Consider the following 22,511-nt stretch of genomic DNA (forward strand, 5'->3'; position numbering starts at 1 on the left):
TGGAACCCTAAAACTATCTTAGATAGTAGCCGAACGACCTTACCCCGTCGTTGATATGAGGCCCGGGCTCCTAGGCATTCCGAGCCCCGCTTCGCCCGAGCAGGAGGCTCGCATGTCCGTAACCAGTTACGCGGATGATCTGGGTTCAGCCGTGCACTACGCGCTAGAAACGACCCATGCCATAACAATTTGCCCTTTTCACTTGGATCTAACCATCCGCATCGGTGACGACGCGGCTGAAAGCCACGCCTTTGCGCGTGCCAGAAAGCTCGTCAAAAGCGATGGCACGACGTGGGAGGGAGAAGCTCTTCGGAAAGAATTTGGACGCCAACTCGGCAAAGCGGCTGACCGTTACTGTCCTTACTGCGCCCTTTTGGGTGACCCGGAGCTATAAAAGGCTACGGGCTTTCGGCTCCGGCGAATACTGGCGAAGCAGCTGAGTTGACGTAGGTTATGAACGGAGTAGCACTTTACGGGTCCAGATCGTGGACGCTTTCCATGTGGGAGCCGTGTTTCTTACATGCAGTCAGCACAGCTTACGTGGACCTGGCGTGGCAAGAGCATCCATCTCGGCTTCGACACGAGTGGGCAAGGACCGACGCTACTTCTGCTGCCCGCATTGAGCTCGATCTCGACGCGGCGCGAAATGTGGCCGCTACAGGAGCGCTTGAGCTCACATTATCGCACGGTTTCTCTCGACTGGCCGGGCTTTGGCGATCAGGCGCGCCCCGCGGTTGACTGGAACCCTGCGGCGTACGCGGCATTCCTGGAATACATCCTTGACGCGGTGGCCCCATCCCCGCGCGCCATTATTGCGGCGGGGCATGCGGCAACCTATGCACTCGCTCATGCCTCCGCTCGGCCCAGCTCGTTCGGACGGCTTGTCCTGCTGGCGCCAACCTGGCGCGGGCCCTTGCCGACCATGATGAACGGGCGGCGGCCATTCTTTGGCCGGCTTTGCAAATTCGTCGATCTGCCGGTGCTCGGACCCATGCTCTACAAGCTGAACGTCAATCGCATCGTCGTTCGCTACATGGCCGCGGGGCACGTCTACGCGGACCCGACGTGGCTGAGCGATGAGCGGCAGCGCGAAAAACTGGCGGTCACTCGGGCGCCTGGATCTCGATTTGCATCAATCCGCTTTGTGACGGGGGAGCTCGATCCGATCGAAACGCGCGAACAGTTTCTGGCACTGGCGCGAAAGGCGGCGATCCCAATGCTGATGGTGTATGGGGATCAGACGCCGCCACGATCGCGTGCCGAGATGGAGGCGCTCGCCACGATTGACGGTATGCGAAGCGTCTGTATTCCGCGGGGCAAGCTCTCTCTGCACGAGGAGTTCGCCGATCAAGTCGCGCAGGTCGTTGCGCCGTTCCTAGCGTGCGACCTATAACGCCGATCGCACGCTTGAGAATTCATACTGCGTCGCCTTTTGGCACGAAACGGAAGTGGCGGGGCGGCCTGACGATGTCTGCTGTTGAGGGCAGAACGGACGTGCCGATCTAGCGGGCCCACTTCCGTTTTTGACGCAAAGCGGAAGCGCGCTTTTCTGTGTGAAAACGCCTGGGTGATCCTGCCGCATGAGGCCAACCAGGGTGCCGGGGGCGGCTTCGGCTTAATGCGTATCCATCACGATCAACCGGAAGGCGCTCCGCGCCCGCCCGAACGATACCGGGTCGGCGAGGGAGCTCGACGGACGCGGCTCATGGCAAAGCGCGTAAACCAGTTGCGAGCCGCAAGTAATCGGACGCGGGCACTGCCCCAAAGGACATCCCCCCAATCGTTAATTGGAATTGGCTAATGTGTTTTTGCACCCTGGCTACTCAGCCGTGCTTAAGCCGAAATCTTTTGAGTGAGAGCCATCTTCCGCCACTTCGAAACCCTCGGCCACCAATCCACGCTTGAGTAATTCTCGCACCGCTGATGCGCGGCTCGGCATGCGCTTCAAGAACCGCCAATTGTCGACCAGTTTCAATTCGGCCGGCTTCAACATGATCTGAAGGCGTTCTGCTCGGTTGAGTACACCCATGGTCCACCGCGTGATGTGAAAACTTACTCATTAGAAGTACAAAGCGGCAATAACGTTCCTGATTAATTAGGGGTCTTACGGTGTTCCGTAGCCAAATCCGTCTAAATTGCCGGTAACCTATTGGGCGCACTAAGATTTTGCTTGATTGAGTCGACTGAGCCTGCATGGCTTGATAACCTTTACCCATCACCGCCCCGCCCTTGGCCTACATCGGTGATGAGAACGCCTGGTTGCGCTCCCGCCTTCCTCTGGAAAGGAGCACACCATGACAACGCGGCGTCGTTTCAAACAAAAGTTGTCACTTCAAGAACGGCTGGCGCTGTTCGCCAAGGCTGCACGAGAGAAGGCTTCGCTTCTGCGACCTGGGGCAGAGAAGGACGAACTGCTTCGCAAGGCACGGCAGGCCGATACTGCGGCACACCTCAACGAATGGGCCAGCTCGCCCGGCCTTCAGCAGCCGAAGTAGCGTCCATGAAGGATTATCAAAAGTCCGTCGAAAAGCTTCGTAAGGATGCCGCAGAGGCCGCTCTGATCCGCGACTTGGCTATGGATAGAAGCCGATGAAGCTTTTGGAGGCGGCGCGATCAATGCCGAGCGGGCGGGAGAAAATGGAAGCCTTGAAAAAGGCCCGACTGCTGCGCAATGCGGCTGATGCGGGCGGGATTTCATTCGCGAAGCGTGGCAGGCCACGGAAGTAGAAACTCAGTTTGCCCACTTCCGTTGTTGGCACCTTTCGGACATGCCGCCGTGGTCGCTCTATGTCCGTTGTTGGGGGCAGAGCGGAAAACATATGCTCCCATTGAGCATTTCAGCTTTTGACCCCAACCGGACATTAGACCGAGCCGCAATGCGGCCTCAAAGTGAGGACCGCACGGTCGGACCGTGCTATTCTTTCCGACAATCGTGCTAAGCGTCCTAAATACATTGTGGGGGGTTGAAACACGATGTCGCTTTCTCTTACGGTGCGCCAAGTTCTTTTCCTTGCCGAGGATGTCTCCGCGGTGGTTCGCATCGCACTATCAAAATTAATCAAGACGGCGGACGCCGGCGCTGCGCCTTGACCGAGACCTGGCCTTCGATTCGATCGTTGCTTGAGGGACGCTATCATCTATGGACGCCGTATCCTTTGGGCCATTCCGGCTGTATTCAGCGCAACGTCTTCTCAAGAAAGGGGACGACCCCGTCAAGCTGGGTGCCAGGGCTTTCGATATTCTGTTGGCGTTGGTCGAACGCGCCGGAGAAGTGGTCGCTCACAAGGATCTCATTGCCAAGGTTTGGCCGAACGTCATTGTGGAAGAAATCAGTCTCCGCGTGCACGTCGCTTCTCTGCGCAAAGCGATTGATGGAGGACAATCCGGCGAGCATTACATCACCAACGTGAAGGGCCGCGGTTATTGTTTTAGCGCCCCTGTTTCGTACGAACGCTCCACGTCGGACATCAAACCGCCGCTCGACACACCGATCTATGATCTTCCCCAACGTTTGGCACACATGCGAGGGCGCGACGATACCGTCCGCCTCATCAGCGAAAAGCTCGTCACCGAGCGTTTCGTTACCATCGTCGGGCACGGCGGCATGGGCAAGACAACCGTCGCGTTGTCCGTTGCGCATGCGTTGTTGACCGAATTTAGCGGTGCTGTGTGTTTTGCGGACCTTGGGACGATCAGTGACCCGCGCCTGCTTGCGGGCACCGTGGCGTCAGCGTTTGGCCTTCCCATACAATCGGAAGATCCAATCCCCGCTCTCGTTGCTCACATCAGCGGAAAGCGGACACTTCTCGTACTCGATAGTTCCGAACATCTGATCGCCCAAGTGGCCGCAATGGCGCAGAGGCTTTTTGAGGAAGCTCCGAGCCTGCACATTTTGGCAACGAGCCGTGAAACGCTGCGCGCGCATGGGGAACACGTTTATCGGCTGTCGCCACTCGAAAGCCCGCCTGACCGCCAGGACATTACGGCGGACGAAGCGCTCGCGTTTCCGGCCGTGCAAGTATTTCTTGAACGCGTAGCCGCCGGCGGAATGCCGATACAGTTGACCGACGAAGATGCTCCGATTGTCGGAAGCATTTGCCGCAAACTCGGCGGCGTGGCGCTGGCCATCGAGCTCGCGGCCGGTCGGGTTGAAGCATATGGCATACGGCGCACTGCGGAGCTGCTCGACAGCCAATTTTCTCTGCTTTGGCCGGGACGCCGGACTGCGCCGCCCATCCGATCTCGAACGGCTGCTGCTGCGGCGATTGTCAGTATTCGTGGGCGGCTTCACCCTCGACGTCGCGCAGAAGGTTGTCGGAACGCCAGATCTCGAGGAGGCCAAGGTCCATAACGCGATCGCGGAGTTGATCGCAAAATCGCTTGCCTCGACCGATATGTCCGGGCGGGTCCCGCGCTATCGACTGCTCGATACCACGCGTACCTATACTTCCACAAAACTGGGCGATAGTGGCGAAAGCGAGCTGTTGAGGCGGCGACATGCCCTTTGCTATCGCGACATTCTCGAGAACGCCGCGGATCAGGACACTGTCTATCAAGACCAGGCCGGCATAGCCGCCGCGGACATCGACAACATCCGGGCCGCACTGAATTGGGCCTTTGGCCCAAACGGCGATCCGTCGGTCGGCGTCGACCTGGCGGCCTATTCGGCATCGCTATGGTATGGCAAAGCGCTTTTGACCGAGTATCGCCATTGGGCAAATGTGGCAGCGGCCGCGGCAGCAGCGGATACGGGCACTCCTTCACCGCAAAAACAGCTCTCAATACAGATGGCGCTCGCAAGTACCGTGCTGTTTACGAATGGTGCATCGGATCAGGTCAAAGTGTTCGGGGCCAAGGCCCTGGAGCTGGCTATCAGTCTCAACGATGTCAGGGGGGAAGTATACGCATATTTGGTTCTTTGGGGACAAGCGGTGCGGACGCCTTACTATCAAGAGGCATTCGAGGTTGCAGAAAGATGTGTCGACACGGCCAGGAAGATTGACGATCCTGGACAGAGGTCGATGGCGGAGTGGATGCTCGGCACAACCGAGCATCGCCTGGGACGTCATAGGGAGGCCCGCCTGCATCTTCAGCGTTCACTCTATACCGATACCGAAACGTCCCGGCACGCGCAGCTCAGGCAAGTCGGCTATGATCGCCGTACCGACACCTTTGCTACGCTTTCCAATGTGTTTTGGCTTCAGGGATTGCCCAGGCAGGCGGAGAAAATGGGTGCGCGTGCGATGGAGACCTCAACGACGCTTGGTTTCCCCGTTCCCATCAGCGTGGCGAAGGCGTGGACCAGCCTTAACAGATATCTATCGGGAATCGATATCGATGCCATCGAAAATGACGCGATCGAACTTGCGGAGCATGGGAGAGCCCATCCTGCCGACAGCTATCAAGGTATTGGTCTTTGCATATTGGGGTTGTGCCAGGCCCAACGCGGGCAATATGACGACGCGCCGATGCTCGTCAGCGAAGGTCTCAAACTGCTTGCGGACGGCCAGTATGGAATCTTCGATTCGGCGTTCCGTACCGAACTCGTCCTGGCCGCAATCAATGCGGAGCGGTACGACGACGCTTCAACCTGGATGGCGAAGATCGATGCGGAAGACCCGGGTCCCGAGCACCACTGGTGGACACCTGAAATCCTTCGCGCGAGGGGTGCACTTGCGCTGGGTGTGGACAAAGATGTCGCAAAGGCGGAAAGCCTGTTTCTGCAATCGATTGCACTCGCGCAGAAGCAGGGAGCTCTTGCCTGGGAGCTGAGGACAACGCTGGCTTTGAGTGAACTTTGGGCAAGCCGAGGTCGGGGGAAAGAGGCGCTGACTCTGCTGCCCGGCATTTGCGGCCAGTTCACTGAAGGGATCGAAACGGCAAATTTGTCGAAAGCTCAGCGTCTCCTCGGCGATCTAAGATCGTCTGCTTAGTCCGCTGTTGGCACTTTTGAGACATGCCGACCGGCTCTGACGATGTCCGTTCTGCGGGGTGGACCGGAAGTGATCAGCGAGCAGTCAAAACGACGCGATTGACCCTGTAGCGCGCGACGGCTGAACGCGATCGGCAGCAGGCGTTGTATGAGGGCCGGGGCGCGCGCCGGAATACCTACGCGCAGTTGCGAGGCGCGGTAAGCGACTGGCTCTTGCGCGGCGGCATCCCCGGCGATGGCACCATCGCGCCGGTTGACGACCCGCCGTTGTCGGAGTTGCTGAAGAGGGGCGAAACCTTAAGCGGCGGAGTGGCTCGTTAGCGTCACCGGCTGCGTGAGCTTGCCGCTGATCTTCACCGGGTGCGCGGCAGTCCATGGCCGTCATCAAAGCCCGCCGTCCGGCCCGCTCTGGGTTCATGAAATCAAGCATGACGGCTATCGGCTGATGGTGCGCCAGGCGACTAGAGCCATGCTCAAAATGACAGTCGCGATCCCGGCCGCTTCGAAAGGGCGGCGCTTGTTCGCCGTGAGACTAGTCAAATCGAAGGGGATTAGCCAGTTCGCGGGCCAAGGCTCGGGATCGATCCCGCCTTCCTTACCCGTGGTGACGGTGACGCTGATGGCGGTCGTAGCGATGATACACCCGGGCAGAACTGCCCTGCCAATCATTCCGGAAGAGACCGTTGGGATAGAGCGGGTTGCCGGGTCCGTAGTTCTGGCAGTTCGCGGTCGGATAATATTGCGCGCAGTACCCGGGCTCCTCGACGACGGCCTGCGCTCTCGCTGGACCTGCGAGCGTCGTTGCTAGCAACGCTGCGCCAAGTACCCCTGCGCCAAGGATTGCAAATTTTGTCATGAACGGCCTCGAAAGGTTGGGTTCTTAGGTAGACCGCGCCTGCGTGCCTGTTCCCCCACCTATTCGCCGGTGCCTTCACGTCCGATCAATTCGGCGTGCGGCGACGTTCCCGGTGACGGGTTGGCGCGCGGTTGGTTGACGAGCTGGAGGCCAAGCACCGCCTGCGCTGTCGTGTCGCTGCGGAAGTCGATCACCTCGCCCTTGGCTTCGGCGGCCCAGGTCAGCGCACACTCACTGCGCTCGATCATTAGCGTGTCGGCCATGATCTGCGCTTCAGCTTCCTGCCGTTCGCGCTCGCTCATGGCCGCGCCATCATCGGCGAGCGCGTCCCACTCCTGCTCAATGCGGACGATGATCTGATCACGGAATAAAACACATCAGCCCTAATGCGTCCGGGCTCTCAACGAATGTGATTGCCGGCCCCTCGACGTTGCGCACGATGGAGGAGACGGTCTTGGTCACGAAGCCGATCGGCAAGCCGTGCTCAATCGCGCTGTCGCAATTCGGTGCGGCGGCAGCGGCGAGCGCTTCGATCTGCTCGCGCATCTTCGTCTTGGCCACCGGCTTTAAGGGCGAGCGCTATAAACCTGCGTATAGGTCCGTGACCCCTTTAGATGCCCGACGTTTACCTACGTTCAATTGAGCCGCTGATCGCGATCGTCCTAGCCTGCATGCGTTGGAAAAGCGCACAGGCTCATGAAGTGCGACGGTGAAAAAAGGATGATCGACGAACAGCGACGATAATACCGAGAGGAGACTACAATGCCCAATTGCTCCGAAAGTCTTAGATCTGGCAGAGCCGCGCGATGCACAGTTTGTGATGGCAAGTTTGGTCTCGTCCGGCATTACTCGTGGCGAACCCCGCTTTGTTCCAAGAAGTGCGTTGATCGCTTCAGAGCTCGCCGGGCAAGTGACCGTAATTGGGTAGGCTGGCTCCAAATCGCCTTCGACCAGCTGCCAGAGTACCGCACGAGGGCCTTATGACGTTCCGGATCTCACAACGAGGCAAGGAATACTTAGAAACAGCGCAGACTTTGCTCCGCGCTGCCCAAACAATGACCGACCAACACGTTGCGGGTCAGCTTAAGGCGCTTGCCGAGGACTCTGAGCGGCGCTTCGCATGTTGATGCGGCCGAAGCATCCGTGCGATCAGCTGCTAGCGCTGAACGCGAGTGGCGTACATGACCTGATGGGCAGTTGCATAAGTGCAGAGCAACCCGGATCATGATGAGATGCCAGAGGCAGCGCAAGCGATGCTGACGGGGCGATGATGAGGTACAAACGCTGCCGCAACTGCGGTATCACGGTGACCCCGAACAAGCTCTATTGCCGTGCCTGCCTGCCTGTCGTGATGGCGGGGCGACCGAATTGTCGGCAGAACAGCGCAAACATGCAGCAGCGACAGCGACAGGGTCCTATGGAGGGGGTGGGGGGCCTGCGGGGAACGCGCGACGCCGATGGGCGAATATATTTGCAATTCATCACACCGCCCTAAATTACGTACCGTCTGGTACACAAAGGCGGTGCGCGGTGTGGACCATGACGCCGGTCGAGGTTGCGATCTTCATGATGCTGGTCGTCGTCGGTGTCGCATTGCTGGCGTAATCGCGGTTGTGGAGCAAGCGAGCGGAACCACGTTCGAGGTGCGGCCCACATCGGCGTTTTGGGTCGCACCCTCAGGGAGGAGCCGACATGGCAGATCGGGAGAACTCACCGGCCTATGCGGCGCTGCCACGGAGCGCGCGCCGGGTGTTCGCCGCGATACAGGCGGCGATCGGCGACGGCAGCAGCGCGAGCGTGTCCTACGTTGACTTCAGGCTGGATCGCCGCACTGGTCAGTAACGGTCTTGACGTTCATCCGTCATTTGGACGAGTGATCCATCGTGTTCGCACTGCCGCGCCATCAAATTCTGTTTAGAGAGCCCGCCTCAGTTTCGTCCAACTGAGTGACCTTACTTGCTTTCCTCGTTCGCAATGACTGCTTCCAAAGATTGGAGCACGAACCAAAACCACAATTAACGGTGTCGGCAGTTTGCGAACCTGCATCAGCTTCACGCATTCGGCGTTCTAGTGAGAGCTCCACCATGGATTGTGACCGCTCCAAGCCCAACGGTACTGTGTTCGGCATAGATGATTGGCTTAACTATCTATGGGATCAAGCGGCCACGTGTCGGAAACTTGTCGAGCAGGCCGACGATCCTCTCGTTAAAACCGAACTGCTCGCGTTGGCGTCGGTCTGCGAGGAGATCGCCGATAACATCGAAGATCATTTGACGGGCGGGGAAGGCCATGCGCCGCGTGGGTCAAGGCTGTCATGAAAGAGGCGGCCTTACTGCTCTAGCTCTTTAAGAATGTGGTCGCGGTGCGCAACGTTTTGATCTTGCATGTGGCGAAAGGTCGTAAGCAGGTCCAATGCAATGGTGATGTCGCACTCGTCACGCTCTAGGTCAGCAATGATCTGCTCTTGGCTCTCAATATAGCGGCGAACGCTAGCGATGTGTCGCTCGGCTTGCCGCCTGCGCTCGACAGCGCGTTCATCGTGAGCCGGATCGCGGCGACAGGCGTAGTGAACGCGGCATAGGTTGGCGTCGACAAGCCGCTGGTCGTCGAGAAGACGGTGACGCCGGACGGGCTGCGCGTCGGGTTGGAGTAGGTGCTGGTCGGGTCATCGACGGTGACCGAGCTCGGCGAGGAAGAGCCGCCCGTTGCCACGGGCGATAAACCTCATCGTCCTGCAAAGGTTGCTGCCAAGTGCTGTCATGAGGTCGGGGGCAATCACTAGGCAGCGACGTCGTCTTTCCCTTTCTCGGTAAAGTGGTCTGCAAACTCGCGCAACCACTCCGCCATTTTCGTAAAGGTTCGCGCTCGTGAAAGTGTTGCGGAGATAATGAGGGAAACGCTCCGCTGCCCTGTCGGGCGGGGGCATTTTGGCAAGGATAAAATTGTATCATGCGAAGACCGGACCAGATGTCCCCGTTCCCCTGGTCGGTTTGATCCTGGACCATACCTGGCGCTAGCGGCAGTTCGGACATTTCGTCGGCCTTAGTACGCCAATGTTGCCGGTCCGCATGGTCGAGACGGTGCCGTGCTTCGTGCGGTAGGTTCGATCCTCACTGTCAACGTTTACAGTGACGAACCTGAGTTCATCACGAAGTTTGCTGACGTAGGTGTGCGTCACCTTCGCCGAAGGCAGCGATCGCCTTGCGCAACTGCGGCCGGTCGGAACGCGCGCCGCTGAGTTCGAGCGCAGCTTGATCAAGGCGCGCACCGCCGTTGGCATCCGGCGCGCGAGAGAAGCGGGTGTCAAGTTCGGTCGGCCGTCGAAGCTGACCAAGCACCAACAGCAGCAGGCAATCAAGCTGCTCGATGCTGGCGAGCCGCAGAGCGCCGTGGCGCGGTTGTTTAACGTCGATCAGTCGACGATTTCGCGCTTGATCAGAGTGCGTCGGCCGATCCGCTTCCAAAAGCCGCGGACTCCCGAGATACTATCCGGGCGCCAAAAATCGGGGCGGCACACCCCTGCATGTAGCAGTATAATTATGCCCATGTAGCCTTCGACATCCGCTGCGAAGACTGCGACGAGCTTACGGCTGACGTTCGTAGCCTCTGACATCGCCTTTCCCAATTTCATCCCATGGCCCGCTACTTAAGAGAGTGGTTGCTTTCACTTGATATAGAGAAGTCAAAGTTAAGAGCGAGGAAAGTCAGAAGATCCGCGCGATACTCGTCGCGCGATCTCGGCTCGTGTCTATGCGCCGGGACATCGAGAACCAGGTCCGCAGTCTCATCAAGGAATGTGGGTTGCTATTCCCTCGCGCCATTGGCCAACAGTTCCGCAATCAGGTTAGCGAGCTAATAGGCAAAGATCATCAGCTCCTCAGCGTGATCGCGCCGCCCCTGTCGATCCATGAGCATATCTGTCAGCAGCAGAACAAGTTCGACGACGAGGTCCGCCGATTGGCGAAGTCAGACGAGACGACGCGTCGCCTGATGACGGTTCCTGGTGTCGGAGTGGTGACGGCCCTAACGTTCCGCCATACGATCGATGACCCGTCCCGCTTCCGATCGGCCTCGACAGTCGGCGCCTACCTCGGCCTTACACCTCGGCGCAACCAATCTGGAGAAACTGACATAACTGGCAAGATATCGCGATGGGGCGACCGGCTTCTCCGAACTTGTCTGTTCGAGGCGACGACCGTTCTGCTTTATCGGACCAAGAAATGGTCCTCCCTCAAGGTCTGGGGAATGAAGCTTGCAAAATGGATAGGTATGAAGAAGGCGAAGGTCGCCATTGCCCGCGAGATCGCCGTCATCCTTCACTGCATTTGGGTCGACGGCACCTCGTTCGACTGGGGCCACGCAAAGCCGGCCTGAACGCATCCTGAAGTTTCCTTGCCCGGTCCGCCGGGCTGGCGATGTCCCGCTGGGACGGTGGTCGTGGTGACCTCGGTCAATCGGCTGGTGGCGGCTCGTCCGTACCCCGCTGTACACGTTGAGGCACCCGACCCGGACATCATCATGAGGCGCCTGGCGACCTCGGAAAGGACCATGATCTCAGCGATGGCATCACCGCGTTGAGATTTTTCGGCGAAGGCCGACCGATCCAATACCGAGCTGGCAATCATATGCCAGCCGCGCTCGCCCCGTCTCCACCCCGAACAGTTCCGACGGGGCGAGCGCTACCGTTTTGCTGGGAATGGTCTTATCGGTGCTTGACAAAAATTCGCAATTAAAGGGCCGATTGACATCCCGGCTAGGCTCGCGACAGACTTCTGCGTTTATTACTCCGCCCTGGACGCCCGTCGGCTCGGCTTCGACATCGTGCTCATCGAAGCGGGCTGCAGGGCCATCGATCTGGCGGGCTCGCTCGACGCTGCCTGGGCCGCGATGGCCGAGGCGGGCGTGCTGCGCGTCAACGGTCTTACGATGATCTGATGTTACGCGGTCCGTGTTGTCCGGTTCGGCATTCCACCGACTGCGATGATTTCTGCGGACAATTGCTCGATGGTGGAGCGGTGCCGCATTGCCGTCTGCCGAACCAGGGTAAACGCGTCCGATTCGGAGAGAGCGTGACTGCGCATAATCTGAAGAACGGCGGCGAAGACAACGCGCCGGGAACGAATGCGATCTTCCAGTCTTTCGATATAGGCGGCTTCATCCGTTCTTCGTTGCGCGGAATCGAAGGCAACCACCAGCGCGGTGTAGAGTCCGGCGGAACGCAGCGGCTTGACGAGAAAGGATGCTGGCTGCAGGTCGAGCAGCCACTTCAACCGGCTGGGTGTCTCGGTTCCGATCAGCGCGACGATCGGTGCGCTGACCTTCCACGCTGTGGCCAGATCGGACTTGATCGGAATGGTGTCCGCGTCAACCACGACGACGTCGAAGGCCTCGTCCGCTGGCGGCGACTCCGCTGGGTCACATTCAGTGACCGACATGCCGAGGCGGTTGAGCTGGCGGCGCACGATTGAAATTTCCCGCTCATCTCTTATCACCACGAGAGCGCGCCGGCCGCGAACGGAAAATGGCGATGGCCTCGTCATTTCGCGACACGCAGATGGCTTGACCGCTTCGTCATCGCCTCATTGCTCTTTTCCGGCCTCGCGCCAATGGCTGCAAGATCGAGGTTCGAAAGATAGGGATCGGGTCGCTCAGGAGCGTCCGCTTCCCAGAAGATCTCGAACTGGCATCCAGGCACAGAGCGTGCCAACCGGGGTGTCAGGAAGCAGTGATTATTGTCAGGATCGACCCAGACCGGACCCTGAGGAGAATCATAGCGGTGATTAGCGGCGGCGCGACGGACGGCTCCGACATCCGCCGAACCCGCGCGACGGATGGCGCGCGCAAGCAGCATGACGCAGACGTAAGTTGACTGTCCATCGACGGACGGATCGCTGTCGGTGCCGTGGCGGGCCTTCCACCGCGCAACAAAAGCCCGGTTCTCGGGCTGCTCGATGCTCTCGAAATAGGCAGATGATGTGATGCATCCGACCGAAGCCGCCGATCCGATCAGCTTCAGCTCGGGTTCGCAAAGACTGCAGCTCAGCATGGGAATCGTCAGTCCCGCGCGCGTTGCCGCTTCGTGCAATGCGCGCATGAAGGCGTAGCTGGATTCCCCGACAAGCGTGTTGAACACAACAGGCGGCTTCCGGTCGATGACCTCGTTGACAATGTGGTCTACCGCGGTCTCGCCGAGCTCCAGCAGGCGTTCGGCAAGAATGCGGCCGCCGGCGCTGGTCACGATTTCACGAATGACGCGGTTGGTTTCCCAGGTCCAGACATAGTTGGAACCGATGCAGAGCACGTCGTCGGAGATGTGATCGAGCATGTGCCGCACCAGCGGCACGACGTGCTGGTTCGGCGCGGCCCCGACATAGATAACGTTGTCGCTGCTTTCGAATCCTTCATATCGTGCCGGATGCCATAGCAGCCGTTCGGTGCGTTCGACAACGGGAATAACCTGCTTGCGCGAGGCGGACGTGTAGCAACCGACAATGTGATCGACGTGTTCTTCGCGGATCAAGTCGTCGCATGCCGTATGGTAGGCGGCGACAACGCCGCCGGGATCGCGCAAATGGGGTGCGAACGCGAAATCGAACTCGTCGCCCTGATTGACTTCGTCGATCGCCATCAACGCGCTCTTCAACATCTCGCCCGCCATCATTGCGTAAGGTCCCGATTGGGAAAATACGAGACCGAGAGGGACGGATGGCTTTTTCATGAAGAAGCTCGGAGCTGTACGGCAGATCATCTCATCGCAACAACGTCGATTTGTCACCTTGTATCATCGATCTAGGCTGCGCGTCATTTGTGCGACCACATGCTCAAAAAAGGTGCTGGTGTCGCATTGACAAGGCTGGCAACGCTAAGACACAATAAATCGCTACGTGAATGCGTGCATGACGATAGAGTTCTCGCCCAGCCGATGACGTCTGAGTGACAACCCTCAAGTTTCGTTCTGCAACGTAAGCATACTCGACCATCGATAGAAGCGGCATTGATGCCATTCGGGGCCTTTTCGGGCCGCGGGTGGCGTTTTTCGTTTGTCTGCCAAAAGACAGGATTGCGGTGAAGCATGGTAGTTCGTCTTCCGACGCTGGAGCAAATTGATAACCTGGCGTCCGGTTTTGGTCTCGTTCTTACGGCTGACGAAGTTGTCGGCTTTCAGCAGGCCTTCAAGGGATCGCTGGCCTCATATGGCCGGCTTGACGAACTGGTCCCGCCCGCCCTGGCGCCGATTGCGCCCCGATCGCCCGGATACCGGCCTCCGGCGACTGAAAATCCGTACGGCGCCTGGTATTGGAAGACGAATATCCGGGCCGACGCAGACGGCCTGCTGAGCGGCAAGAGCGTCGCGATCAAAGACAACATCTGTGTCGCAGGCGTTCCGATGATGAATGGCTCGGCGCTGCTTGAAGGTTATGTCCCGGAACTCGATGCCACTGTGGTGACGCGGATTCTTGAGGCGGGAGGTACCATCGCAGGCAAGGCGGCCTGTGAAGATCTTTGCTTTTCCGGCGCCAGTCACACTTGCGCGAGCGGTGTGATACGCAATCCGCACAACGTCGCCCACAGTGCCGGCGGTTCATCGGGGGGGAGTGCCGCTCTCGTGGCGGCTGGCGAGGTGCCGATGGCGCTTGGCGGGGACCAGGGCGGTTCGATCCGGACACCGTCAAGCTGGTGTGGAATTTATGGTCTGAAGCCGACCTGGGGACTTGTGCCGACCACGGGGTCGATGCCGATCAGTTATTCCCTCGATCACTGCGGCCCGATGGGCGCGACGGTCGAAGATGTCGCGCGGCTGCTGACCGTCATTGCCGGCCATGACGGTTGGGATACCCGCACGATTGCTGCTCACACCGGCGACTACATGGCCGCCCTCGGCAAGTCGGTGAAAGGATTGCGTGTCGGAGTTCTGCGGGAAGGCTTCAGGCATCCCGAAAGCGATCCAGCTGTCGATGCCAAGGTGCTCGCAGCCGTCAGCGCATTGCGCAAGGCCGGCGTCGAAACCGAGGAAGTTTCGGTACCTTGGCATCTCGACGGGCCGCATGTCTGGAGCGGGATCATCCTGGAAGGCGCGGCCGAGATGATGCTCAAGGGATACGGCGTCGGCAACAACATCCAAGGTTACTATCCGCTTTCAATGCAGGAAGCCTTTGCCCGTGGCATGGGAACTCGGATCAACGACGTCTCACCGACGGTGAAATTGGTGCTGCTGCTCGGCGAATACATGCATCGCAGCTACCACGGGCGCTATCATTCGAAGGCGCAGAATCTGCGGGTGTTGCTGCGGCGCGCCTACGACGAGGCGCTCGCAAAATTCGACGTGCTGGCGATGCCGACGATTCCATTTACGGCAACGCCGATTCCGCCGGCCGATGCGCCGCTCGGCACGACGATCGATGCAGCGCTCAACATGCAGGCGAACACTTGCCCGTTCGACGTGTCCGGACATCCCGCCTTCACGCTGCCATGCGGCCGGATCGACGGCCTGCCGGTCGGCTTGATGCTGGTCGGGCGCCATTTCGAGGAAACGACATTGATACAGCTTGCTTCGGCGATCGAAGCTGGCGGCGACTGGAAGCTGAATTAGAACATAACAAGGCAACTATCTGATGCCGGCGCGCGATCTGCACTATTCCGAACTGGTCGAGGTTGGACGACGTATTCAGAAGCGCGACCTGTCTTCAGTGGAGGCAACGCAAGCCCAACTGGATCGTATCGCCCGTCTTGATGGCCAATTGAAAAGCTACGCACATGTCATGGCCTCGTCGGCACTGGAGCAGGCGTACGCAGCCGAGAAGGAAATCGCAAATGGCAAGGTGAGGGGCCTGCTTCATGGCGTGCCGATCGCTGTCAAGGACCTGTGCTGGACCAAGGATGCACCAACCGCAGCGGGCATGAAGATTTATCGCAACAACCGCCCCAGTGAGGATGCGACTGTCGTCTCCAGGCTCAAGGAGGCAGGAGCGGTCATCCTCGGCAAGTTGCAATTGACGGAAGGTGCTTACGCCGACCATCATCCGGACATCGATCCACCGCGGAACCCGTGGGATGCAACGCTCTGGTCGGGCGCATCCTCGAGCGGCTCCGGCGTAGCGACTGCCGCGGGACTTTGTTACGGTTCATTGGGGTCGGACACCGGCGGCTCGATCCGCTTTCCGTCAGCCGCCAACAGTGTGACCGGCCTGAAGCCAACTTGGGGACGGGTAAGCCGCTACGGCGTCTTCGAACTTGCCGCCACACTGGATCACATCGGGCCGATGGCACGAAGTGCCGTGGATTGCGGCGCCATCCTGGGCGCTATCGCAGGCGCCGATCCGAAAGATCCGACCGCCGTACTGGAACCGGTGCCGGATTATCTGGCGAACTTGAATGGCAGGCTGCGTGGGACACGGATCGGTGTCGACCCGCGCTGGACCAGCGAGGACGTCGATGCCGCTTCGACCAAGGTTCTTCAGGATGCGCTGCGTATTGCCGTCGATCTTGGCGCAGAAATTCACGAGATTGTCTTTCCCTATCCGACAGCGATGATCGCCGACTGGTTTCCGCTATGCGGCGTCGAGACGGCAGTTGCGCACGAAACAACCTATCCCTCGCGGAAGTCGGAATACGGGCCGGGACTTGCCGGATTGATCGAACTTGGCCTGCAGCAATCCGGCACCGACTATCAGAAGATCGTTTTGCGCCGCGAAGCATTCCGGGGAAAGGTGAGGGCGTTGTTCGAAAAGGTCGACCTTCTTGCCGTCCCGGCCCAGACATTCGCCGCGCCGACCATCGGCAAAATGGCGACCCTGGGTGAAAATCCGGATCTCATCACCGGTCTGCTGCGCTTCAGCTGCCCCTTCGACATGACGGGAAGTCCTTCCATCACTCTTCCGGGCGGCTTTACGGAAAGCGGCGGTCCGGTAGCGTTCCAGTTCGTTGGCCGTCATTTCGATGAGGCTCGTCTGGTGGCCGCCGGAGATGCGTTTCAGCGCGCGACCAACTGGCACCGCCGCCACCCTTCACTGTGAGGATTTAGGGATGTCACGATGATCAACGACCCTTGGCTCAAGACCTCGATCATGGCGAAACGCGGACTTGCCAAAGGCCAGGCCGGGCAACGCCACGAACTACCGATCGCGGCGCAAGGCGACTTCCACTACGTCTACGGGCCCTACGCCAAGCCGGTGCTCACGATCAATCCTGGCGACGTCGTCGTGGTGGAGACGGAAGACGCTTTCGGCGGTGTCATCACCAGCGAGCAGGACAGTCCGACCGCCAAATTGGAGTTTCCTTTTCTCAATCCGCAGTGTGGCCCCGTGGCCGTCAACGGCGTGGAGAAGGGCGATTGCCTGGCGGTCCACATTCACGCCGTGGAAACACGGGGCGCGCAGCCCGCCGGTACAACCTGCATCATTCCGGAATTCGGCGGCCTCGTTGGAACGGCGTCTACAGCCATGCTTAATCAGCCCTTGCCGGAGCGGGTGAGGAAAATGCACGTCGACAAAAGCGGGGTGCGCTGGAGCGACAAGATCGTCCTCCCTTACGAGCCGTTCATCGGCACGATCGGGGTTTCGCCCCAGATCGAGGCGATCTCCTCGCTGCAGCCGGATTACCACGGCGGCAACATGGATTTGCCGGACGTAGCTCCTGGCGCGATCCTTTACTTTCCGGTGCATAGCAAAGGCGGTCTGCTTTACGTCGGCGATTGCCACGCGGCGCAGGGTGACGGCGAATTGTCGGGTGTCGCGGTCGAACAACGCGCCACGGTCACGCTGCAGATCGACGTCATCAAGAACTGGAGCTTCGCCTGGCCGCGGCTCGAGACGGAAGCCTTTCTCATGACGATCGGCAGTGCCCGGCCGCTGGAGGATGCGGCGCGGATCGCCTATCGCGAACTCGTGCGCTGGATGAGCGCCGACTACGGCTTCGATGAAATCGACGCCTACATGCTTCTCAGCCAGGCCGGACGCATCCGGCTCGGGAACATGGTCGATCCAAAGTACACAATGGGTGCGTCGATCCTGAAAAAATATCTGGTCTCATGATTTTTCGGCAACATCGAGGAGGAGTACTGCAATGAAGCTCAATCGCAGAAAATTCGTACGGGGCACGGCCGCAACCCTTGCTGCCGGCACGTTCGGCTCCAGCGCCTGGGCGGCGGACGAAATCAACGTCGCCAGCATCCACGATCTCTCGGGCGGGCTCGACATCTACGGCAAGCCGATGGTCGATGCGCTGACGCTCGCGGTCGAGGAAGCCAATGCGGCCGGCGGTCTGCTTGGGAAGCAGATCAAGCTGATCAATTACGATACCCAGTCGAATATGCAGCTCTATACGCAGTTTGCGCAGCAGGCAGCGTTGAAGGACAAGGTCGCCGTCGTGCATGGCGGCATCACCTCCGCCTCGCGCGAGGTGATCCGGCCGGTACTCGACAAGTTCAAGACGCTGTATTTCTACAACACGCAATATGAAGGTGGCGTCTGCGACCGCAACCAGTTCGACACCGGCGTGACGCCGGCGCAGACTGTGGAAAAGCTGGTGCCCTACGCCATGAAGAAGTGGGGCACGAAGGTCTATATCGTCGCGGCCGACTACAACTACGGCCAGATCACTTCACAATGGGTGAAGAAATACGTCACCGAAAACGGCGGCGAAGTTTCTTCGATCGACTTCTTCCCGCTCGACGTCACCAATTTCGGTCCGACTATCTCCAAGATCCAGGCGGCGAAGCCGGACTTCGTGTGGTCCGCGCTGGTCGGCGGCGCGCATATCTCCTTCTATCGGCAGTGGGCGGCGGCGGGCATGCGCAAGAGCATTCCGATGGCGTCGACCACCTTCGCGGTCGGCAACGAGCACATCGTGCTGTCGCCGGACGAATGCAACGGCATGCTGGTCTGCTACAACTACTTCCAGGATCTGAAGAACAAGACCAACGAAGCCTTCGTCGCCGCCTTCCACAAGCGCTTCGGCGCCGATTATCCGAATGTCACCGAACTCGCGATGGGAACCTATCAGGGATTCCTTCTGTGGGCCGAAGCGGTCAAGAAAGCCGGCAGTATCGACCGCATGAAAGTGATCGAGGCGCTGGAAACCGGCATCAGCATCGATGCACCGTCCGGCAAGGTGACGATCGACCCGCCGACGCATCATTGCGTGCTCGACGTTCACATCGCCGAGGTCAGCGACAAGAAGCTCAAGGTGCTGGAAGACTTCGCGCAGCAGAAGCCTTCGGATACCGCTGCGGTGTGCGACCTCATCAAGAACCCCACCGACAACCAGCAATACGTGATCAAGATCTAAAAGGCCGGTTGGATCTCGCATGCGTTGGGAAAGGTAAACGTGGATTTCGTTGTTCTTCTGGCGATCCAGGTCCTCTATGCGGTTGCCAGCCTGGCGCTGATCAGCGTCGGGCTGGCCATCATCTTCGGCATGATGCGGGTCATCAATCTCGCCCATGGCGAGTTTCTGATGCTGGGCGGATATGCCGCGATTGTCGCGACAAGCCACGGTGTCAGCATCTGGATTGCGATGCTGGTGGTGGCGCCTGTTGTCGTCGGCCTCATCGGGATTGTCGTCGAAATGACGATCATTCGTTTCCTGTATGGCCGCATGGTCGACACCATGCTCGCGACCTGGGGCCTCAGTCTTTTCCTGGTGGGGCTCACGACCGCGATCTTCGGCAACACCACCGTCGGCATCTCGGCGCCGCTTGGCAGTTTCCAGATCGGCGCGTATCGCACCAGCGGATACACGCTGTTCGTCATTGCCGTTTCTGTGGTCGTGATGGCCGGCATCTTCGCGGTGCTGCGCTTTACGCGGCTCGGCCTGATTGCCCGCGGCACCATGCAGAACGCCAATATGGCCGCCGCACTCGGGGTGAACCCGCCGCGGGTCTATGCCGTCACCTTCGGCATCGGTGCCGCTCTGTCGGGCCTTGCCGGCGCCGTGCTGGCGCCGGTCTCCGGCGTCTTTCCTACCATCGGCGTCGCCTATGTGGCGAAATCCTTTATCACGGTGATCGGAGGCGGTGCTGCGATCCTCTCGGGAACGGTGTCGGCATCCGTGCTGTTCGGCACCATCAATCAGATCGCGACCTTCTTGACGACGCCGGTGTTTGGCGAGGTCGCGCTGCTTGCCGCCGCGATCGTCCTGATCCGCCTGCTGCCGCAGGGCATCACCGGCCGCTTCTTCCGGAGAGGCCTGTGAACGCCCGCACCCTGAATTTTCTCGGCCTCGGACTGGTCGGCATCGTCGGCGTCGCCTTCCTGATCCTGATCCCGCGCTTCGCCGAGCTCGATACCGTGCTTGAACTCACGGTCTACATGATCATGGCGGTGCTAGCGCTCAGTCTGGCGCTGATCTGGGGTTATGGCGGCATTCTGTGCTTCGGCCAATCCGCGTTCTTCGGATTGGGCGCCTATACCTACGCGATCGCCATGTTCAACATCGGCGAAAGCACGGTTCCGTTTCTGCTGGCCATCGCGCTGCCGGCAGCCTTCGCCGCGTTGCTCGGCTATTTCATGTTCTACGGGCGCATCAGCGACGTCTATCTCGGCGTCATCACGCTGACGGTGACGCTGATCCTGTTCAATTCGATCAATTCCACCGCTGGCCCGGAATTCCATATTGGCGCGGCGCGACTTGGCGGCTTCAACGGCATTCCGGGGATACCGCCGCTTAATTACCCCGGCAACAAGGGCGCGACGGTCGATCTGGAAGGCATGTTCTATCTTTCGACGGCGGCTTTGCTCGTGACCTATTTCGGATTGCGGCTGTTGTTGGCCAGCCGGTTCGGCCGCATCATCGTCGGTATCCGTGAGAACGAACGGCGCGCCGAACTCCTCGGATACGATCCGCGGGCCTACAAGCTGGTGACCTTCACCATCGGCGGAGCGCTCGCCGGTTTCGCCGGATGCCTGTTCGCCAATTGGGGAAATTTTGTAAGTCCGACCATTTTCGGGTTGGCCCAGTCCGCCCAGATCATCATTTGGGTCATCGTCGGCGGGCGCGGCACGCTGATCGGTCCGATCATCGGTTGCATCGGCATCCAGTGGCTTACGACGGCACTCGGAGCGAACCAGCCCAGTGGCTCGGATTGGTGGACGAAGCTCCTGGCCAATGCGCCGTTCATTTTTGGCGTCATCCTTGTGGCGTTCGTGCTGCTGGTGCCGAAGGGGTTGGTGCCTACGCTCGGCGACGTCGGACAATGGCTGCTGCGGGCGGGCACGCGGCGGGTCGCAGCCAGCCTCGAGCCCAAGCAGGCGGAGGAGGGGTGATGGCCGAACCGCTACTGCAAACCCGCGATCTCAGCATGCACTTCGGCGGCGTCAAGGCGGTCCGCAACGTCAACTTCACGTTGGCCGAGGGTGAACTGCGCTGCCTGATCGGTCCGAACGGCGCCGGAAAAAGTACGTTCTTCAAGATGCTCACCGGACAGCTTCAGCCGAGCCTGGGACAGGTGCTGTTCCGCGGCCACGATATTTCTCAGGCCCACGCCCACGAGATCGCGCGTCTCGGCATCGGCATCAAGACCCAGGTGCCAAGCGTGTTCGATGGCTTGAGCGTGCGCGAAAACATCTGGCTGGCGGCGAGCCGCATCCATGCCCGTGATCGCGTTAATGCCGTGGCTGACGAGATGCTGGAGCGCATCGGGCTCACCGGCGCGGCAAACCGCCTGGTAGGCCAACTCGCCCACGGTCAGCGGCAATGGGTTGAACTGGGCATCGTATTATCGACCGATCCCGATCTCATCCTGCTCGATGAACCCGCGGCCGGCATGACGCATGAGGAGGTGAACAAGACCGCCGAGATCGTGCGCGAGATCAATCGCAGCAAGGCCCTCATCGTCGTCGAGCACGACATGCAATTCATCCGCATGATCGCCAAGCAGGTGACGGTATTCAATCAGGGCAGCGTGCTGGTGGAGGATTCCGTGGAAAATATCCTGCGCAACCCGCTGGTGCGCGACGTCTATCTCGGCAAGCAGGCAGCCGCATGATGCTCAATGTCCAGGGACTGCGTGCGGGCTACGGCCGCATTCCGATGCTCAACGGGGTGAGTTTTGCCGTCAAGGTCGGGGAGTTCATCGGAATTCTCGGTCATAACGGCATGGGCAAGACGACGCTGCTCAAGGCGTTGATGGGCTTTTTGCCGGCCACCGGCGGGTCCGTCCGTTTCGATGGTCACGACCTGACAACGGCCGAGCCCTATCAGCGCGCGCGGCTCGGGCTCGGCTATGTGCCCCAGGGGCGAGAGATTTTTCCCGGGCTTACCGTCTACGACAATCTGCGCATGGGCTGTACCAAGGAGACAGGCAGCGAGCAGGAAACCATTGAGGAAGTGCTCGAGGAGTTTCCTCGCCTCAAACCTCTTCTCGATCGGTCCGGTGGCGCGCTGTCGGGCGGCGAGCAGCAGCTCTTGGCGCTCGCGCGCTGCCTTTGCGGCAAGCCGCGTCTCATTCTGCTCGACGAGCCGACCGAAGGTATCCAGCCCTCGATCATCGACGAGATTGTCGAGGTGCTGCAGCGCCTGCGCGACAAAAGCGGCCTCACCATGATTCTGGTCGAGCAGAACCTCGAGTTCATCGCCGCGCTCTCAAGGCGGATTCTCATCATTCAAAAAGGTGCCATCACCCGGGAATTGCAGCCAGGCGATCTCGCCGATGCAAGTCTGGTCGGCGAATTTATCGGAATCACAACGTAAGGCCCGATTCAGCGGGCACGGATAACAGGGAGACCG

At 59.8% G+C, this 22,511-nt stretch carries 25 protein-coding genes and 1 pseudogene; 18 read left to right on the forward strand and 8 right to left on the reverse strand.

From position 1 onward, the window contains the following. Positions 1-112: 112 nt before the first annotated feature. Entirely contained in the window at positions 113-394 is a 282-nt protein-coding gene (locus tag V1289_RS45410; protein WP_334406032.1) for a hypothetical protein, read from the forward strand. 126 nt (positions 395-520) lie between these two features. Further along, on the forward strand, positions 521-1,393 hold the full coding sequence (locus V1289_RS45415) for an alpha/beta fold hydrolase (protein ID WP_334406033.1): 873 nt from the start codon (positions 521-523) through the stop codon (positions 1,391-1,393). A gap of 426 nt (positions 1,394-1,819) precedes the next feature. On the opposite strand, the gene V1289_RS45420 is transcribed toward V1289_RS45415, so the two are convergent. Beyond that, a complete protein-coding gene (locus V1289_RS45420; protein ID WP_334406034.1) occupies positions 1,820-2,029 on the reverse strand; it encodes a hypothetical protein in 210 nt (69 codons plus the stop codon). A 265-nt stretch (positions 2,030-2,294) separates the two neighbouring features. Between V1289_RS45420 and V1289_RS45425 the strand changes: the two genes are divergently transcribed. After that, positions 2,295-2,495, forward strand: coding sequence for a hypothetical protein (locus tag V1289_RS45425; protein ID WP_334406035.1), 201 nt, complete (start codon positions 2,295-2,297; stop codon positions 2,493-2,495). Between the two features lie 78 nt (positions 2,496-2,573). Here the strand turns inward: V1289_RS45425 and V1289_RS45430 are convergent, their stop codons facing one another. Further along, a complete protein-coding gene (locus V1289_RS45430) occupies positions 2,574-2,744 on the reverse strand; it encodes a hypothetical protein (protein WP_334406036.1) in 171 nt (56 codons plus the stop codon). A 395-nt stretch (positions 2,745-3,139) separates the two neighbouring features. Between V1289_RS45430 and V1289_RS45435 the strand changes: the two genes are divergently transcribed. Then, entirely contained in the window at positions 3,140-4,351 is a 1,212-nt protein-coding gene (locus tag V1289_RS45435) for an ATP-binding protein (RefSeq protein WP_334406037.1), read from the forward strand. Continuing rightward, the gene (locus V1289_RS45440; RefSeq protein WP_334406038.1) at positions 4,278-5,933 is read left to right on the forward strand and encodes a hypothetical protein; all 1,656 of its coding nucleotides are present in this window, start codon (positions 4,278-4,280) and stop codon (positions 5,931-5,933) included. Before V1289_RS45435 ends, V1289_RS45440 begins: the two co-directional genes overlap by 74 nt. A 594-nt stretch (positions 5,934-6,527) precedes the next feature. Here the strand turns inward: V1289_RS45440 and V1289_RS45445 are convergent. From V1289_RS45445 to V1289_RS45455, 3 genes are read right to left on the reverse strand one after another with little or no spacing between them, the layout of a single operon-like run. After that, positions 6,528-6,788, reverse strand: coding sequence for a hypothetical protein (locus tag V1289_RS45445; protein WP_334406039.1), 261 nt, complete (start codon positions 6,786-6,788; stop codon positions 6,528-6,530). A gap of 59 nt (positions 6,789-6,847) precedes the next feature. Further along, positions 6,848-7,090 (reverse strand): hypothetical protein, encoded by a 243-nt coding sequence (locus V1289_RS45450; protein WP_334406040.1) that lies wholly within the window; start codon positions 7,088-7,090, stop codon positions 6,848-6,850. A gap of 58 nt (positions 7,091-7,148) precedes the next feature. Next, positions 7,149-7,334: a hypothetical protein gene (locus tag V1289_RS45455; RefSeq protein WP_334406041.1), complete on the reverse strand. Its 186-nt coding sequence runs from the start codon at positions 7,332-7,334 to the stop codon at positions 7,149-7,151. A 1,146-nt stretch (positions 7,335-8,480) separates the two neighbouring features. On the opposite strand from V1289_RS45455, the gene V1289_RS45460 reads away from it, so the two are divergent. Both V1289_RS45460 and V1289_RS45465 read left to right on the forward strand, forming a co-directional pair. Next, positions 8,481-8,630, forward strand: coding sequence for a hypothetical protein (locus V1289_RS45460; RefSeq protein ID WP_334406042.1), 150 nt, complete (start codon positions 8,481-8,483; stop codon positions 8,628-8,630). A gap of 242 nt (positions 8,631-8,872) precedes the next feature. Further along, positions 8,873-9,106, forward strand: a complete 234-nt coding sequence (locus V1289_RS45465) for a hypothetical protein (RefSeq protein WP_334406043.1) — start codon at positions 8,873-8,875, stop codon at positions 9,104-9,106. 124 nt (positions 9,107-9,230) lie between these two features. Here V1289_RS45465 and V1289_RS45470 read toward each other — a convergent pair whose 3' ends face one another. After that, the gene (locus V1289_RS45470) at positions 9,231-9,500 is read right to left on the reverse strand and encodes a hypothetical protein (protein WP_334406044.1); all 270 of its coding nucleotides are present in this window, start codon (positions 9,498-9,500) and stop codon (positions 9,231-9,233) included. Between the two features lie 455 nt (positions 9,501-9,955). Between V1289_RS45470 and V1289_RS50100 the strand changes: the two genes are divergently transcribed. From V1289_RS50100 to V1289_RS45485, 3 genes and pseudogenes are all read left to right on the forward strand, one after another. Beyond that, positions 9,956-10,339 (forward strand): recombinase family protein, encoded by a 384-nt coding sequence (locus V1289_RS50100; RefSeq protein ID WP_442896148.1) that lies wholly within the window; start codon positions 9,956-9,958, stop codon positions 10,337-10,339. A 121-nt stretch (positions 10,340-10,460) separates the two neighbouring features. Next, positions 10,461-11,162, forward strand: a pseudogene (locus V1289_RS45480) (IS110 family transposase); the annotation flags it as partial. 372 nt (positions 11,163-11,534) lie between these two features. Next, a complete protein-coding gene (locus tag V1289_RS45485) occupies positions 11,535-11,723 on the forward strand; it encodes an isochorismatase family protein (protein WP_334407932.1) in 189 nt (62 codons plus the stop codon). A 2-nt stretch (positions 11,724-11,725) separates the two neighbouring features. Here V1289_RS45485 and V1289_RS45490 read toward each other — a convergent pair whose 3' ends face one another. Together V1289_RS45490 and V1289_RS45495 are read right to left on the reverse strand one after the other, a co-directional pair. Continuing rightward, positions 11,726-12,328 carry an ANTAR domain-containing response regulator gene (locus V1289_RS45490; RefSeq protein ID WP_334406046.1) on the reverse strand — a complete coding sequence of 201 codons (603 nt, stop codon included), beginning with the start codon at positions 12,326-12,328 and terminating at the stop codon, positions 11,726-11,728. Further along, entirely contained in the window at positions 12,325-13,506 is a 1,182-nt protein-coding gene (locus tag V1289_RS45495) for a transporter substrate-binding domain-containing protein (RefSeq protein WP_334406047.1), read from the reverse strand. Before V1289_RS45495 ends, V1289_RS45490 begins: the two co-directional genes overlap by 4 nt. Before the next feature lie 354 nt (positions 13,507-13,860). Here V1289_RS45495 and V1289_RS45500 point away from each other — a divergent pair, with 354 nt between their 5' ends. The 8 genes from V1289_RS45500 to V1289_RS45535 are packed head-to-tail and all read left to right on the forward strand — an operon-like array spanning position 13,861 to position 22,475. Next, positions 13,861-15,378 (forward strand): amidase, encoded by a 1,518-nt coding sequence (locus tag V1289_RS45500; RefSeq protein ID WP_334406048.1) that lies wholly within the window; start codon positions 13,861-13,863, stop codon positions 15,376-15,378. A 22-nt stretch (positions 15,379-15,400) separates the two neighbouring features. Further along, the gene (locus V1289_RS45505) at positions 15,401-16,801 is read left to right on the forward strand and encodes an amidase (RefSeq protein WP_334406049.1); all 1,401 of its coding nucleotides are present in this window, start codon (positions 15,401-15,403) and stop codon (positions 16,799-16,801) included. An 18-nt stretch (positions 16,802-16,819) separates the two neighbouring features. After that, positions 16,820-17,818: an acetamidase/formamidase family protein gene (locus tag V1289_RS45510; protein ID WP_334406050.1), complete on the forward strand. Its 999-nt coding sequence runs from the start codon at positions 16,820-16,822 to the stop codon at positions 17,816-17,818. Between the two features lie 31 nt (positions 17,819-17,849). Beyond that, a complete protein-coding gene (locus tag V1289_RS45515; protein ID WP_334406051.1) occupies positions 17,850-19,073 on the forward strand; it encodes an urea ABC transporter substrate-binding protein in 1,224 nt (407 codons plus the stop codon). Between the two features lie 39 nt (positions 19,074-19,112). After that, entirely contained in the window at positions 19,113-19,979 is an 867-nt protein-coding gene (locus V1289_RS45520; RefSeq protein ID WP_334406052.1) for a branched-chain amino acid ABC transporter permease, read from the forward strand. Further along, complete coding sequence (locus tag V1289_RS45525) at positions 19,976-21,049, forward strand: ABC transporter permease subunit (protein ID WP_334406053.1); 1,074 nt, start codon at positions 19,976-19,978, stop codon at positions 21,047-21,049. Before V1289_RS45520 ends, V1289_RS45525 begins: the two co-directional genes overlap by 4 nt. Then, positions 21,049-21,771, forward strand: a complete 723-nt coding sequence (locus V1289_RS45530; protein ID WP_334406054.1) for an ATP-binding cassette domain-containing protein — start codon at positions 21,049-21,051, stop codon at positions 21,769-21,771. Before V1289_RS45525 ends, V1289_RS45530 begins: the two co-directional genes overlap by 1 nt. Then, entirely contained in the window at positions 21,768-22,475 is a 708-nt protein-coding gene (locus tag V1289_RS45535; protein ID WP_334406055.1) for an ABC transporter ATP-binding protein, read from the forward strand. Before V1289_RS45530 ends, V1289_RS45535 begins: the two co-directional genes overlap by 4 nt. Positions 22,476-22,511: the final 36 nt, after the last annotated feature.

It is taken from the genome of Bradyrhizobium sp. AZCC 2289, from assembly GCF_036924615.1.
GTDB lineage: Bacteria > Pseudomonadota > Alphaproteobacteria > Rhizobiales > Xanthobacteraceae > Bradyrhizobium.